Annotated in this window: 11 protein-coding genes; 5 read left to right on the forward strand and 6 right to left on the reverse strand. The window is 63.7% G+C overall.

Annotation, left to right across the window (positions count from 1 at the left end; all coding sequences use genetic code 11):
* Positions 1 to 48: 48 nt before the first annotated feature.
* The gene (locus ACUIAG_RS07320) at positions 49 to 3,552 is read right to left on the reverse strand and encodes an RCC1 domain-containing protein (RefSeq protein WP_445339515.1); all 3,504 of its coding nucleotides are present in this window, start codon (positions 3,550 to 3,552) and stop codon (positions 49 to 51) included.
* A gap of 279 nt (positions 3,553 to 3,831) precedes the next feature.
* Entirely contained in the window at positions 3,832 to 6,591 is a 2,760-nt protein-coding gene (locus ACUIAG_RS07325) for a phosphoenolpyruvate carboxylase (RefSeq protein WP_445339516.1), read from the reverse strand.
* 306 nt (positions 6,592 to 6,897) lie between these two features.
* On the opposite strand from ACUIAG_RS07325, the gene ACUIAG_RS07330 reads away from it, so the two are divergent.
* Entirely contained in the window at positions 6,898 to 8,676 is a 1,779-nt protein-coding gene (locus ACUIAG_RS07330) for a threonine/serine exporter family protein (RefSeq protein ID WP_445340386.1), read from the forward strand.
* Here ACUIAG_RS07330 and trpS read toward each other — a convergent pair.
* Entirely contained in the window at positions 8,673 to 9,758 is a 1,086-nt protein-coding gene (gene trpS / locus ACUIAG_RS07335) for a tryptophan--tRNA ligase (protein ID WP_024627534.1), read from the reverse strand. The two genes, ACUIAG_RS07330 and trpS, sit on opposite strands and share 4 nt — an antisense overlap.
* A 153-nt stretch (positions 9,759 to 9,911) precedes the next feature.
* Here trpS and ACUIAG_RS07340 point away from each other — a divergent pair, with 153 nt between their 5' ends.
* The gene (locus ACUIAG_RS07340; RefSeq protein WP_024627535.1) at positions 9,912 to 10,295 is read left to right on the forward strand and encodes a DUF3073 domain-containing protein; all 384 of its coding nucleotides are present in this window, start codon (positions 9,912 to 9,914) and stop codon (positions 10,293 to 10,295) included.
* Positions 10,296 to 10,301: 6 nt separating this feature from the next.
* Here the strand turns inward: ACUIAG_RS07340 and ACUIAG_RS07345 are convergent, their stop codons facing one another.
* Complete coding sequence (locus ACUIAG_RS07345) at positions 10,302 to 10,721, reverse strand: sterol carrier family protein (RefSeq protein WP_445339517.1); 420 nt, start codon at positions 10,719 to 10,721, stop codon at positions 10,302 to 10,304.
* 133 nt (positions 10,722 to 10,854) lie between these two features.
* Positions 10,855 to 11,085 carry a hypothetical protein gene (locus ACUIAG_RS07350; protein ID WP_046322139.1) on the reverse strand — a complete coding sequence of 77 codons (231 nt, stop codon included), beginning with the start codon at positions 11,083 to 11,085 and terminating at the stop codon, positions 10,855 to 10,857.
* 154 nt (positions 11,086 to 11,239) lie between these two features.
* Here ACUIAG_RS07350 and ACUIAG_RS07355 point away from each other — a divergent pair, with 154 nt between their 5' ends.
* Positions 11,240 to 12,001, forward strand: coding sequence for a rhomboid family intramembrane serine protease (locus ACUIAG_RS07355; protein ID WP_232342027.1), 762 nt, complete (start codon positions 11,240 to 11,242; stop codon positions 11,999 to 12,001).
* 402 nt (positions 12,002 to 12,403) lie between these two features.
* Here the strand turns inward: ACUIAG_RS07355 and crgA are convergent, their stop codons facing one another.
* Positions 12,404 to 12,823 carry a cell division protein CrgA gene (gene crgA / locus ACUIAG_RS07360; RefSeq protein WP_024627538.1) on the reverse strand — a complete coding sequence of 140 codons (420 nt, stop codon included), beginning with the start codon at positions 12,821 to 12,823 and terminating at the stop codon, positions 12,404 to 12,406.
* 90 nt (positions 12,824 to 12,913) lie between these two features.
* Here crgA and ACUIAG_RS07365 point away from each other — a divergent pair, with 90 nt between their 5' ends.
* Both ACUIAG_RS07365 and ACUIAG_RS07370 read left to right on the forward strand, forming a co-directional pair.
* Positions 12,914 to 13,666 (forward strand): DUF881 domain-containing protein, encoded by a 753-nt coding sequence (locus tag ACUIAG_RS07365; RefSeq protein ID WP_445340387.1) that lies wholly within the window; start codon positions 12,914 to 12,916, stop codon positions 13,664 to 13,666.
* The gene (locus tag ACUIAG_RS07370) at positions 13,667 to 14,806 is read left to right on the forward strand and encodes a class E sortase (protein WP_306221580.1); all 1,140 of its coding nucleotides are present in this window, start codon (positions 13,667 to 13,669) and stop codon (positions 14,804 to 14,806) included.
* Positions 14,807 to 14,887 lie beyond the last annotated feature (81 nt).

A 14,887-nucleotide genomic window follows, 5' to 3' on the forward strand; every position in this document is an offset into this window, starting at 1 on the left:
CTGTATGGGCCGGGGGCGGGGGGATTGTTACGCCGCCCCCGGCCGCTCTTACTCATACGAAGCATGTGATAGTTGGCGTGTTTCCCGCCGGTGGCGGCGAGATGCCAGCACCCCGCCCATGCCGGTCATGCCCGTGGCCAGGGCGAGCAGGATGCCCTCCCCGCCCGCCCGGGGGAGCACTGCAGGCAGGTACGTGTAACGGAGAGAAGTGTCCGGCTGCTGGGGTGTGCCGCCCAGCGTGTAGTCCACGCTGACCGTGACCGTGCCCGGCGCGTGTGCAGGCGTGAGCACGCTGACGCTGCTGCCATCACCGCGCATCAGGCCTGTTGCGGCGGTCTGGTCGAATCTGACGCCGGTGATCACCAGCTTGAATACCACCGGAACAGGAACAACACTGTAGCCTTTTACATCAGGATTGCTGAGCGAGCCAAAGAAGTTGTTTCCCCAGGCGTAGGCGTTGCCGTCGCTGCCCAGGGCCAGTGAATGAGTGTTTCCGGCGCTGACCTGCAGGTAGGTGAAGTCCGTGGGCGTGCCTGCAGGCTTGCCCACTTTGACCGGCGTAGGCCGGCCGGTTTGCGTCCCGTCGCCGAGCCTGCCATACATGTTGTATCCCCAGGCGTAGGCGTTGCCGTCGCTGCCCAGGGCCAGCGAATGAAGGTATCCGTCGCTGACCTGCAGGTAGGTGAAGTCCGTGGGCGTGCCTGCAGGCTTGCCTACTTTGACCGGCGAAGTCTTTTGAGTGGTCTTTGTCCCGTCGCCGAGGCCATAGTCGTTGTTTCCCCAGGCGTAGGCGTTGCCGTCGCTGCCCAGGGCCAGCGAATGATCGGTTCCGGCGCTGACCTGCAGGAAGGTGAAGTCTGTGGGCGTGCCTGCAGGCTTGTATACTTTGACCGGCGAAGTCTGCTTGGAGGTATCGGTGATCGTGGTTGCCCCGTCGCCGAGCTGGCCGTAGCTGTTGTTTCCCCATGCGTAGGCGTTGCCGTCGCTGCCCAGGGCCAGCGAATGAGTGTTTCCGGCGCTGACTTGCAGGTAGGTGAAGTCCGCGGGCGTGTCTGCAGGCTTGTCTACTTTGACCGGCGTAATCTTTTGAGTGGCGGTTGTCCCGTCGCCGAGCTGGCCATAGTCGTCGTATCCCCAGGCGTAGGCGTTGCCGTCGCTGCCCAGGGCCAGCGAATGATAGTATCCGGCGCTGACCTGCAGGAAGGTGAAGTCCGTGGGCGTGTCTGCAGGCTTGCGTACTTTGACCGGCGTAATCTTTTGAGTGGTCTTTGTCCCGTCGCCGAGCTGGCCGTAGTCGTTGCGTCCCCAGGCGTAGGCGTTGCCGTCGCTGCCCAGGGCCAGCGAATGAAATTGTCCGGCGCTGACCTGCAGGTAGGTGAAGTCCGTGGACGTGCCTGCAGGCTTGCTCACTTTAGCCGGCATAGTCCGGGTGGTGGTTGTCCCGTCGCCGAGTTGGCCATTGCCGTTGATTCCCCATGCGTAGGCGTTGCCGTCGCTGCCCACAGCCAAGGAATGATAAGAGTATGATGCGCTGACCTGGTTGAACCTGATGCCTCGGCTGGTGTCCGGCGGGGTGATGGTGGTGGTTTCCTTGCCGAACTGGCTGCCCTTGTCGGGGCTGATGCTCCATGTGCTGTCGGGGTCTTTGAAGGTCCAGTGGGCGGTGAGGGTGAGGTTTTGGGTGACGGGTTTGCTGAAGTCGTAGGCGACCTGCCCGGTGAACCATCCGTCGAACTGGTAGCCTGGGCGCGTCGGGTCGGGGGAGGGGCGCTGGACTCTGCCGTAGACCGGCTGGATGCTCTGGTCCTGTGGGGGCGGGTTTCCTCCGCCTGTGTCGAAGCGGACCGTGTAGGCGGAGCCCTGGCGGAGGTCTCTGGTCAGGGTCTGGTCGACGGTGTACGTAAGGCTTCTGGTGAAGGGCTGGTCGTCCTGCCTGCCGGTGATGGTGATGGCGGCCGGGCCGGGCTGGCGGGCGGGGATGTCCGTCTGCCAGGCGTCGCCGGTCCTGCTGAGTTTGAGCGGCTGGCCGTCCATGCCGGCTGTTTCCAGGGTGGGCGCTGTGGCGGTGCCGAGCCGGGCCGGCTGGCCGGGCCGGCCCTGCCCGTCCAGGCTCCACTGGTATAGGCCGCCCTGCCTGCTGGTGGCGGTGATCCTGCCGCCTGCAAGGACGGCCTGCGTGTAGGCCCGGTTCCCGTCGTCCGCCCGGGCGGGCGCTTCGCCGGGCTTCCAGGCCCAGACGCGGCCGTCCCTGCTGGTGATGACGGCCTGGTCATTGCCGGTGGTGATTCGGCTGGCCTTCAGGTTTTCCGGCAGGCCGGCGGCCGTAAGGCTGGTCGTGCCGTCGGCCTGGTGCCAGGCCTGCCCGTCCGCGTCCAGGAGGAGGAACCCCTGGTTGAGGGCCTGGGCCTGGACGATACGGATTTGTGTGTCCTGCCTGATGCGTGCGGGCTTGACGTTGCCGGTCTTGCTCGCGTCCCAGGCCCAGGCCTGCCCGTCCGTGTCCAGGACGAGGGCCCGGCCGCCGGAGGCGGCGGCGGTGACGGCCCGCGCCTGTCCGGGCAGGCCGGTCGTGGCCTGCTCCAGGAATTTCGGGTTCGTGTTTTGACCGTCTTTCCGGCTGGCCTGGTAGGCGTGGACCTGTCCCTGCCGGTCCACCGCCAGCAGAAGGTCGCCGTCCATGCTGATGCCGGTGAATCGGGTGTCCTGGTTGGCATCGAGGATGGTGGGTGTCGATTGTCCGTTGGCCCAGGCGTAGATCCGCTGGTCGGATCCGAGCGCGGCCTGCAGCCGGCCGCCTGCCGCGGCCTGCAGCCAGCGGAACCCGTCGGGAGCCTGGGCGGGGAAGGGGACCCGCTTGGGCGCGCCCTCCTGCGTCCAGGTGTGGATTCGCCCGTCGCCGGTCAGGCCGACTGTCTGCTCGCCTGCGGCCTGGACGTTGACGTAGTAGGGCTCCTGCAGGCTGGGCGGGCTGATGGTCAGCCGGGCGCCGGCGGCGGGCCCGTGGTCCGGGCTCAGCGTCCAGTCCGTGATCCTCGACCATTGTGCTTTCAGGGTCGTGTCCTGGAGGATGGGAGTCTGGAAGTCGAAAGGCTCGCCGTCAAGCGTCCACCCGTCGAACCGGAAGCCTTCGCGTACAGGATTCTGTTGTGGGGGAGCGGCGAGGGTGCCGGTCTTCACGGTTGACTGTGTTGGCTTGCTGCCGTCGGCAGGGTCGAAGCGCACCGTGTGCGCGGCCTGATCGCTGGTATCGGATGGCTTAGTTGGAGCGGGTTCTGTCTTATCCTGATCGCCCGTCGTCGATGACGGGGTGCCCGTCGTTGGGTTTAATGGTGTGGTGGCTTGTATCGGCGATGGTGTGGGCAGTGGGGTGCTGGTTGTGTTGCTGGGGAGAGTGCCGGGGGTTTGCTCAGCTACGCGAGGGGTCTGACGACCCCCCCCCCCGGTGAGTATGGGAGCATCCGCTTGGGCGGATGCGACACCCAAGCCTGCCAGCAGGCTGATCAGGACGGTCATCATCGCCAGAATGCGACGCAGGCGGGAAACCAGATGCATGAAACCAAACCCCCTCACCAAACATCAAGCGGTATCAATACCGCCTGCCTAAAAAAGTTCTTCTTGTCGGAAAGCCACCCTTTGCTCAGCGCCAGCTCTACATTACATTGCAGAAACCAAGACGAAAACCAGCCACCTTCTCGACGTCCCTACTTTTCACTCTACCATTCGATCCGCAAACAACACACGACCACATCAGGGGCCCTTGGATATGGCGAGGCCCCGCCTCCTGCTATCTGCAAGAGAACGGGGCCTCATCCTTAAAGTGTCAAGCGGTAATCAGCCGGTGTTCTGCAGGCCGGCGGCGACTCCCGAAACGGTGCAGAGGATCAGGTAGATGAAGTCGGCCTGTTGACTCTTGCTGAGCTCCTCCTTGTCGTTGCGACGACGCAGGGTGCGCAGGGCGCGCACCTGGGTCACCGAGAGGGCGTCCACATATGGAGAGCGGATCCGGATGGCCTGGCCCAGCACGTGGCGGTGCTGCAGGGGCCACTCGTCACCCACGATTTGCAGAACCCACTTGCGGGTCAGCTCCATCTCCGAGAGGACCTTCTGGCTCAGGTCGTCCCTGTCGCCCAGGGAGAGGTACATCTTGGCGATGCGCTCGTCGGTCTTGGCCAGGCTCATCTCGATGTTGTCGATGAAGGTGCTGAAGAGCGGCCACTCTTCATAGGCCTGACGCAGGGTCTCCAGGTCGCCGAACTTCTCGCAGGCGGTGCCCAGGCCGTACCAGGCGGCCAGGTTGATTCGTGCCTGCGCCCAGGAGAAGACCCAGGGTATGGTCCGCAGATCGTCCAGGGACTTGGCGCCCAGACCACGCTTGGCCGGCCGGGAGCCGATGGGCAGCAGGCCGATCTCGTTCAGGGGCGTCACGATGGAGAACCAGGGGGCGAAGTCAGGCGTGTGCAACAGGTCCAGGAAGCGTTCGTGGGCGGCCTGGTTCAGCTTGCCGGCCATGTCCGCGTACTTCTCGGTCATGGTGGTGTTGCGCTCCTCCACGCTGGGCGCGGACTGGAGCAGGGTGGCCGCAGCCACGGACTCGATGTGGCGGATGGCCAGGACCGGGTTGCCGTAGCGGGCGAAGATGACCTCGCCCTGTTCGGTCAGCTTGAACCGGCAGTTGACGGAGCCCACAGGCTGGGCCAGCACGGCACGGTTGGCGGGGCCGCCTCCACGGCCTACGGCGCCGCCGCGTCCATGGAAGAGGGTCAGGTCGATGCCATGGCTCTCGGCCCACTTGGCGATGCGCTCCTGGGCGGAGTGCAGGGCCAGGGTCGCCGAGACGGGTCCGGCGTCCTTGGAGGAGTCGGAGTAGCCCAGCATGACCTCCATCTTGTTGCCGGTCTCCTTGAGCCGCGCCTGGACCTCGGGGATCTTGATGATCTCCTCCAGCACGTCCACCGAGTTCTGCAGGTCCTCCAGCTGTTCGAACAGGGGGATCACGTCGATGACCGGCACGTCCTCGGCATGCTCGAAGGCCAGCCGGTTGAGCTCGTAGACGTCCTTGACGTTCTGCGCCGACTTGGTGAAGGAGATGATGTAGCGGCGGGCGGCCTTCTGGCCGTTGCGCTTCTGGATGGCTCCCAGGGCCCGGAAGGTGTCGAGCACCTCGTGGGTCATGGGCTGCAGCTCGCCGCGCTCGCCGTGCAGGCCGTGTTCGCGGATGTCCTCCAGGGCGCGGGCGTGGACCAGGGAGTGCTGGCGGAACTCCATCTCCACCATGTGGAAGCCGAAGGTCTGGGCCTGCCAGATCAGATCCTGCAGGGGGCCGTAGGCCTGACGGGCCGCGCCCGCCTTGGCCAGGGAGTCCTGGACCACGCGCAGGTCGGCGATGAAGTCGTCGCAGTCGGCATACATAAGGTCGGCGTCACGCTGGATGGTGGCCTGCAGACGGTCGGCGATGACCAGGACCACGGCCCGGTGCAGCTCGTTGTGCGAGATGGTGGTGGCCCGGTCGGTCAGGCGCTCGCTCATCTCCTTCTGGTGGCTCCACAGGCTCCTCAGCTCGGGGCTGGGCGGCGTGGTGGTCACCTCCATGGTCATGTTGCGGCCCACGGTGGTGGTGGCCTTGACCAGGGCCTTGAGCATGTGGTCGGAGAACTTGCGCGCCACCTTGCGCGAGACCTTGGCGGTCACGTTGGGGTTGCCGTCCCGGTCGGAGCCGATCCAGCTGCCCGGGTGGAAGAAGGCGGGGCAGACGGGCTTGACCATGCCGGCCTTCTTGCCCAGCACCCAGTCGTCGAAGCGGCGGTAGACCTTGGGAATGGTCTCGAAGAGCGTGGCGTCGAAGATGTCCAGAATGGTGTTGGCTTCCTCGACGGGCGTCGGCTTCTTGGCTGCGATGGGCGAGGTGCGGAAGAGGGCGTCGATCTCGTTGTGCAGCAGACGCTCGTTCTCCTCCAGCTCGGAGCCGCCCAGGCCGCGGCGGACGGCCAGCAGGTTGGCGATGCGCCGGATCTTGCCCTCCACGGCCTTGCGCCGCGCCTCGGTGGGGTGGGCGGTGAAGACGGGGTGGAACTCCAGCTTCTCCAGCAGCTCCGAGGCCTTGGCCGGGCCCATCTCCTGAAGGAGCTGGCTGTAGGCGCTGGTCATCTCGTTGATGGGGTCGGTGCCCTTGACCTTCAGGTCCACCTTGCCCTCGCGCTCATGCAGGACCTTCACCCGGTAGTTCTCCTCGCAGAGGTTGGCCAGGTGGAAGTAGGTGGTCAGGGCGCGGGCCAGCAGCTGGGAATCCTTGACGGATGTGTCGTCGATCAGGGCCACGGCCTTGGACAGGCCGTCCTCGTCGGGCACGGGGTCCGAGGGGTGGCGGTTGAAGTGCTCGGCGCTGGCCGTCATCACGTCCTCGCGCAGGGAGTCGAAGCGCTTGAGCAGCTGTTGATCGAATTCCCCCAACGCATCCCTGAGCAGCCGCAGGCACAAGGCCATGTCCTCATCCAACGATTGAGGCAGCTTGCGTTCCTCCGGCCCCTTGGTCCCGGTGCCGGATGTGACCAGGGTCGCATCGGCAGCCGTGATTTGCTGATTACTGTCTGTCATCAGTCCTCCTTGTCGAATCGCAGGTTGCCTGGTCTTCGACCATTCCACGGCTCCTCCGCGGTTATTGGTGGTCGGCGTTGCAGGCCCACAGCCTTCGGTTCGATGGCTCGCGGCCCATTCTAGGACGCTTTAGGGTCGAATACGTTTCATGGTCCCGTGCGGCGGTGCAAGGGCACGTGACCCGGGTGGAGTATGAATGTGGGTGTGAAATTCAAGAGCAGGAGTTCCAAGGACGGCTATCGCGGCAGGACCGCAGCCGAGGTCAGACGGGTCAGCAAGTACCACACCCACTCCATTCCGCTGGACATGGAGGACATTGAACGCGATTACGACAAGCCCATCGTCGAGGCCTGCATAGCGGCCAAGACCAGCCTGATTGTGCGGGTGGGCATGCTGGAGCTGGGGGCCGGCACGGGAAGCTTCCGCGTGCGCGAGATGATGCACAGGATTGCCTACCCCATGGGCGTGCATGTGCGGGCCGACGTGAACCTGACCGACATCGAGGCCACCTGCACGGATGGCGTTTCTCGGATTACCGAGGTGGTGGACCTGCCCACCACCGGGGTCAACACCGAGCGGATCTGGCTGCTGGAGCACTTCGCGGACTGGCTCAGCGTCAAGTGCGGGCAGGCGGGGACCTACCACACCGTGACGGTGGTCTCCCGGGAGCTGGTGGACAACCTGGACGAGCCGAACGTCTATGCGGCGGCCCGCAAGGCGGTCAAGGAGGTGTTGGCCCAGGACCAGGATGCGGCCAAGGCGCTCAAGGATGCGGTGGCCACCGCCGTACACAACGAGGACGAGATCAGCCAGAACCGGATCGATGCGGCGGCCATAGACACCAGAACGGCCGCCGGACTGGGCACCGTAGGCTCCACGCCTCGGCCGGAGGATTCCAAGGATTCCAAGGCTGCATCCGGACAATCTGCGTCAACTCAAGGCGAAGCACATGAGAAGGCCAGGTCTTCCGAGGGTGCCGCGTCCCCCGAACAGTCAGTGTCTCCCGACAGGTCTGCGTCTTTCAAAGAGGCCACAGACTCCAAAGAGCCTGCCTCCCCTGACGAGTCCGCATCCTCGCAGACGCGGGCAATGGGCGGCATCACGGTCCGGCAGGCGCACGAACGCCTGGACCTGATCGAGCGACGCAAACCCCTCTATTCGCCCCTCTTCTCGGGCTTCGCCTCGGCCGTGGCCTGCGCAGCCTTCGTCTTCCTGCTGGGCGGCGGCCCCTACGACATGGCCGGAGCCTTCGTCGGCGCTGGCATAGGCCAGTGGGTGCGCCGTCAGATGCTGGGCAGGCGGATCAACCAGTTCTTCGCCACCGGGGTGGCGGTCATCATCGCCGCCCTGGCTTGTGTCGGCACGCTGAGGCTGGTGGGCATCTTCGACCCGGTGGCCCTCAGGCACGACACGGCTTACATCGGCGCCATCCTCTTCGTCATTCCAGGCTTCCCCCTGGTCACCGGCGGCCTGGACATCGCCAAGCTGGACTTCCCGTCTGGGGTGCAGCGCATCACCTATGCCTTCTCGATCATCCTGGTGGCCACGCTGGGTGGCTGGGCCGTGGCGCGGATGGTCATGCTCAACCCCCAGGGCTTTGAACCCATGAACCTGAGCCCCTGGCTGATGGCCGGCCTGCGCTTGATTGCGGCCTTCTGCGGGGTCTGGGGCTTCTCGGTCCTCTTCAATTCACCCCAGCGCATGGCCCTGGTGGCTGCCGTCATCGGCGCTCTGACCGACACGATGCGCCTGGAGATGCAGGACCTGCTTCATGTCCCTCCGGAGATGGCCGCCTTTCTGGGCGCCTTCCTGGCCGGCATGCTGGCCACGGTCTGGCGCTCCTCGGTCCGCCACGGCCTGCTGCCGCCCGACCTGGGCTATCCAAGAATCAGCCTGACCGTGCCCTCCATCGTCATCATGGTGCCTGGCCTGTATATGTATCGGGCCATGTTCTACCTGGGGCAGTTCAATACGCTCAACGCCCTGGACTGGGCCTTCCGGGCCTTCATGGTCATCATCTGCCTGCCCATCGGCCTGGTCACGGCCCGGGTGCTGACCGACCGCTCCTGGCGGTACGACGTCTAGTAGCGCATGCCCATGGCCGAGCGGACCTGATCAAGGGTCTCCTCGGCTATCTGGTTGGCGCGCTTGTTGCCCTCGACCAGGATGTCGCGCACGGCGTCCATGTCCTTGGCCAGCTCGGCCCGACGCTCGCGGTGGGGCGCCAGGAACTCGTTGACCGACTTGGTCACGTAGGCCTTGAGGGCGCCCGAGCCGGCATCGCCGATCTCCTCAGCGATGTCCTCGGGCTTCCGGTCGGTCACCAGGCCGGCCGTGGTCAGCAGGGCCGAGACCTGGGGGCGGTTGACAGGGTCGAAGGTGATCCTGCGCTCGGAGTCGGTGGGCGACTTGCGGATCAGCTTGGCCGTCTCCTCGGCGGTGGCGCCCAGCATGATGGAGTTGCCGTAGGACTTGCTCATCTTGCGTCCGTCCAGACCCGGAATCTCAGGGGTGTCGGACAGGATGGCATCAGGCTCGGGGAAGACCGGGGCCTGGCCGGGGTAACGCTCGTCGAAGCGGCGGGCGATGGTCCGAGTCAGCTCCACATGCGGCAGGTTGTCCTTGCCGATGGGCACGACGTTGGCCTTGCAGAAGAGTATGTCGCAGGCCTGGTGGACCGGGTAGGTCAGCAGCAGGCCGGTCAGGGCGTGGCCGCTGGCCTCCATCTCGGCCTTGACGGTGGGGTTGCGGTGAAGCTCGGCCTCGGTCACCAGGGAGAGGAAGGGCAGCAGCAGCTGGTTCTCTGCCGGGGTGGACGAATGAGTGAAGATCATGGTCTTCCTGGGGTCGATGCCCGCAGCCAGATAGTCCAGCACCAGGTTGAGCACGTTGTCGCGGATGTGCTCGGTGGTGTCCCGGTCGGTGATGACCTGGTAGTCGGCGATGACGATATTGGTGTGCACGCCACGATTCTGCATCTGGACGCGCTCGCGGATGGAGCCGAAGTAATGGCCCAGGTGGAGCCTGCCGGTCGGGCGGTCGCCGGTCAGCATGGTGTAGCGGCTGGGATTCTTGTCCAGCTCGGCCAGCACCTGGTCGGACCGATGCTTGGCGGCTCTGAAGCTGTCGCTGATCTCGTTGCCTGCCGCTGTGACTTCTCCCTGCATGGTCCCACCCTTGCCGTCGTGCCGAATGTCGTTCTGGGAATTGCTTTTATGGTAAAAGTCCGAGCCGACAAGATGCTCAGGTGGTACTCTCATAAATGATGCAAATTCACATTCAAGTTGCCTAAGTGCACGTTACCTGGCGAAGGGGGTCGGATGGGCCGCGGACGTCAGAAGGCTAAGCAGACGAAAATAGCCCGGAAGCTCAAATATCTGACAACGGACACGGATTACGACGAGCTGGCCAAAGAGCTCAGCAGCAAGGAACCCGGAACCAGGGGCAAAGATCCCTTCAAAATGGTTGAAGAGGAGTACTCCAAACCGGATTCGCGCAAATCGGGGGGCCAGGACCCCGAGGACTCCACGGACGATGATCTGGACGATTACGCCCGGTGGGCCGCCGAGGCTGCTGCCAAGGCCACCTCTGGCGAGATGCCGGCCACGCCCAAGCCCCACAAGCGCATACCCATTCCCGTGCCAAGCGCGCTCAAACACCACAAGGACAAGAAGACCGCAGCCAAGGGGTCCGCGAGCAAGTAGCCGGCCTCATACCAGCGGCAGCAGCTCGTGCAGATCGTCTCGCTCGCCCACGGCGCTGATATGCCCGGCTGCGGCTTCTTCGCCCCAGCTGGTGACGCCGGCGGCCAGCCGCAGCCAGACATCCGGATCCAGTTCGATGACGTCGGGCGGGGTCAGGTTATGCGGGTCGGATGCCGGCCCGTCCAGAATCTTGACGGCCCCCCAAGGCGCCACCCTGACCTCTACGCCGGGGCCGGGGGCCTTGATCTCCAGCATGTGCAGGGAATAGCGGACAGCCATGGCCTTGCTGCGCCTGTCTGTTTGCGGGGCCACTGTCAGCCGGTCGCCCTCCGGGCCCAGATTGTTCGCGGCCTCCTTGGCCGCATCGCGCCAGGCCAGAAAATCCCGGCGGCCTTCTTCCATGTCTGCTTCCCGTATGGCACTCATAGCTCCATTGTGACGCGCCGCCCCAACAGGCGTGTCCAGCAGGCTGCAGCCGGGCCGAATTCAGGCATGAAAAAAGGAACCCGTTGCCCTCACGTCTTTGACGCTGGGTCGGATTCCTTCCCGACCGGAACGGTCAGGCCTGTGCGCCCGCTTGCAGAGGGGCCTCGGGGTCCTCGGATCCCTTGTCCTCCTCATCCTTGGCCAGGCCCAGGTCGACTGGCGATGAGCTGTTCTCCCACGGCTCCTCCCAGGGATCGTAATCCGGGTTCTGCTGCTTGTATACGAACAGAGCGACAACGCCGGCCAGCAGCGTGCCGAAGAGCAGTGCAAAGAACTTCCAGCCGTTTGAAGATGAATTCTCCATGTTTGGCTCCTTTCGACGACTTTCGTCGGTCCTGCCCACTTCGACCGACCTAGTCAACATCCTAGTAGAAAGCGGCGAACTGTGGGGCGCATCGGTGCCATTGCGGCACGGAAACCGCACACCCCGGGCCGGATGGTCAGGTAAGGTAAGGTTCATGGTCAATGGCATGGGCACCGGTTTCGCAGGCGGAGGGAACGGTCGGGGGCCGCTGGGCTGGATCCGGCGGCACTGGGGTGACCATGCTCCGGTGGTGACCATAGCCATCACCCTGATCTGCATAGTGGCCTGGGTCATCCAGATGGCCCTGTACCTGCTGGCTCCGCTTCGCTACCAGCGGCTTTTGCTGGGCTACTGGGCCTTCGTGCCGATTACGGCCATTCATGAGCCCTGGATGTTCGTGACCAACATATTTCTGCACGCCACCAATGTCTCGCACATACTCTTCAACATGATCACCCTCTGGGTTGTGGGTCCGGTGCTGGAAAATCTGATAGGGCATGGGCGTTTTCTGGCCCTCTATCTGATCAGCGGGCTGGGCGGAGACCTGGGGCTGATGGTCTATGCGGTCCTGGCGCCCAATGGATGGGGCACGTCGGCCATCGGGGCCTCGGGCGCGCTCTTCGGGCTCTTCGCCGCCATCCTGGTGGTCTACCGCCGTCTGGGGATCGACATCGTTTCCATGGTGGTCTGGATGGCCATCAACTTCTGCATGCCCCTGTTTGTGCCCGGCATCGCCTGGCAGGACCATGTGGGCGGATTCATAGTCGGCGGCCTCTTCATGCTGGCCCTACTGCACATGGGCCGGCCTGGCTCGCGGGTGCATGGCCTGCTCTCCTGGCTGCTGCCCACGCTGATCTTCCTGGCGGCCCTGGTTCTCTTGGCTCTGGGCTGCAACATGGCCAACCCCATGCGCTGAAAATCAGCATCTGGCTGCCGACTATCTCGTCTCCGCTTTGGGTCTCGTTATCGATAAATGACATGGATGTCATCTATCCACATTTGTTGACAATCGTGTGGATAACCTGGGAATAAGTATCCAGAACTGGTGCATATATACCGGCAAAAAGTGGATAAGTGAAGGAAGAACCCAATCAGCAGTAGGGTTGTAGACGAGTGTCCTAGGAAGTCCACGATGAATTCGGGCGATTGTGGATAACTGTGGCTTGAGTCTGACAACAGTGGATGAAATAGGTGGAGCTGGAGGCTTGAATCCACACATGCATAACGTTCAGGTGTGGACGGTTCTAGGCAGGTATACAAAGAACCCCACAGCCGTGTCTGGACGGTTGCGGGGTCCCTGAAGAACACTGTGGCTGGATCAGTGCCACCACATGGTCATGAGGAAGCCGACCAGCAGAATGCCGAAGCCCACGGCCAGGTTCCAGTTGCCGATGCCAGGGATGGGGAAGACATTGCCCCGGGTGGAGGCGATGTAGTAGACCACGATCCAGATCAGGCCCACCACCATCAGCGTGACGAAGAGAGGCACGAACCAACGTGGATTGGCCTTGGTGCTCTTGATGGTGTCCTCCACGCGGCGGGTGTTCTCCTCCTGACGCTGCACGATGCGGCGCATCTGCGGGGTCATGTGCTTTTTGTCAACGTTCTGGTTGAGCACAGCCTCCACCTTGTCCATGGACAGGCCGTACTCCTCGTCCTCGGCGTCCTCGCCAGTGTCAGCGGTCTTGGCCTCGTCCACCGCCTGGTCCTCGTCATCATGGAGTTGATGCTCTGCCATGAGGTTATTCTCCTTCAGTAGATCTACTAAGCCATAGTAGCGGTTAGACTCGAACGTAATACTATCGCAGACGAGGATGAGGGTATGCCTATGGCCAGACGGACGGGACGGCACGGTGCGCGCAGGTCCCTGGTCGGCACAGTGTCCGTGGCTGTGGTGCTGGCCCTGGTCGGGTACATGCTGACCACCAACATCCGTGTCAACAGGACGGTCACGGTCACCTCGGACACGGCCGGGCTGGTGGAGGAGCGCCAGAACAAGGCTGCCGAGCTGCGCAAGGACATCAATGACATGAGCTCGCAGATCAACGCGCTGAAGACCCTTACTGACGACAAGGGCAGCTCGGACCAGTCCCGCGAGGATCCTGGCTCGGGCACGGTGCTCAAGGCCGTCCAGGGGCCGGGGCTGACGGTGACCCTCAACGATTCCCCGCTCTGGCAGCAGAAGGTGGGGTCCGACGGGTCGACGGCCAACATCAATGATTACGTCATCCACCAGCAGGATGTGGAGAGCGTGGTCAACGCGCTTTGGGCCGGGGGAGCCGAGTCCATGCGGATCCAGGATCAGCGGGTGCTGCCCACCACGGCCGTGCGATGCGTGGGCAATGTGCTGCTGCTGCACGGCCGAAAGTACTCGCCGCCATATAAGATTTCAGCCATAGGACCAGTCGACCGGATGACCAAGTCCCTGAATGCTTCGCCATCCATCCGCATTTACAAGGAGTACGTGAATACGGTAGGTCTGGGATGGAATGTCGAATCTTCGGACAATCTGAAATTCCCTGAGACGACGGCTGTCCTGCAGCCACTCCAGTACGCATCGCTAGATGAGAAGGCACGGTAAATGACGACAGAGGACTCGGAGAACGACAGGACGTCGGTCGATAAACCGGCGGATAAGCCGGCGGATAAACCGGCGGATAAGCGGCGAACTTGGCTGGTGGGCATTGCGGAAATCGTAGGGGAGCTGCTGATTACCCTGGCCGTCATCTGCGCCCTCTACGTGGTCTGGCAGCTCTGGTGGACCGGCGTGCAGTCCGAGCATCAGCAGTTGCAGGCCCGGGCATCGACCTCCTGGAGCAACCCGGGATCGGGCGACTCCCGCAAGGTGGCCAAGCCTCAGAAAGGGGCGCCGCCGGTACAGCCCAAGCAGGCCGCCGAGGGTGAACTGATGGCCCAGGCCTACATTCCTCGGTTTGGACAGCATTGGGAGCGCAATGTGGTTCAGGGCACGTCGCCCCGGGAGCTGGCCTATGCGGGACTGGGGCACTACCCCAATACGCAGATGCCGGGCGAGATGGGCAACGTGGCCATAGCCGGACACCGCGCTGGCTATGGTGAGCCGCTGGGCCATGTAGACGAGCTGCGAGTGGGCGATGCCATCGTCCTGCGCACCAAGGATTACTGGTACGTCTACCATTACACCCGGTACAAGATCGTCTCGCCCGAAGAGGTGAGCGTCATCGCCCCCAACCCTTATTCGCCCAACGACGCTCCTGATCGGCGCATGATCACACTGACCACCTGCGAGCCCAAGTACACCACGGCCACCCATCGGTGGATCAGCTGGGGCGAATTCGGCTACTGGGCCAAGGTGTCCGACGGCGTGCCCAAGGAACTGCTGGGCGACCGTGGCAGCAATGTGGCCTTCGCCGACGACAAGGGCTCGGTCATGGCCAGGCTGGGTTCCCTGCAGCCGGTCTTCCTGGTTTTGGCAGCAGCCTATCTGATCATCTACCTGGCGGCACTGGCTGCCTGGCGGTACCCCCTGCTGCGGCAGATTCGCAAGGGCGAGAAGCCCCAGCCCATGATCAGCCTCTACGGCTGGCTGTTGCGGCACCAGTCCGGCATAGCCCCGATTCGATGGCTTCTGCTGATTCTGCTTCTGCTGGCTCTGGTTTGCGCCCTGATGGAATGGGGCTTCCCATGGTTGGCCAGCAACGTGCCCATGCTCAGACAGATGTCCAACTATTCCACCTTCTGACCTGGGCGTCATAGGAAGAGCGGCGGGGCCGCAGGATCCAATGTGATCCTGCGGCCCCGCCGCTTATTGATGTCATGTCTT

Source organism: Bifidobacterium sp. ESL0825, from assembly GCF_052606465.1.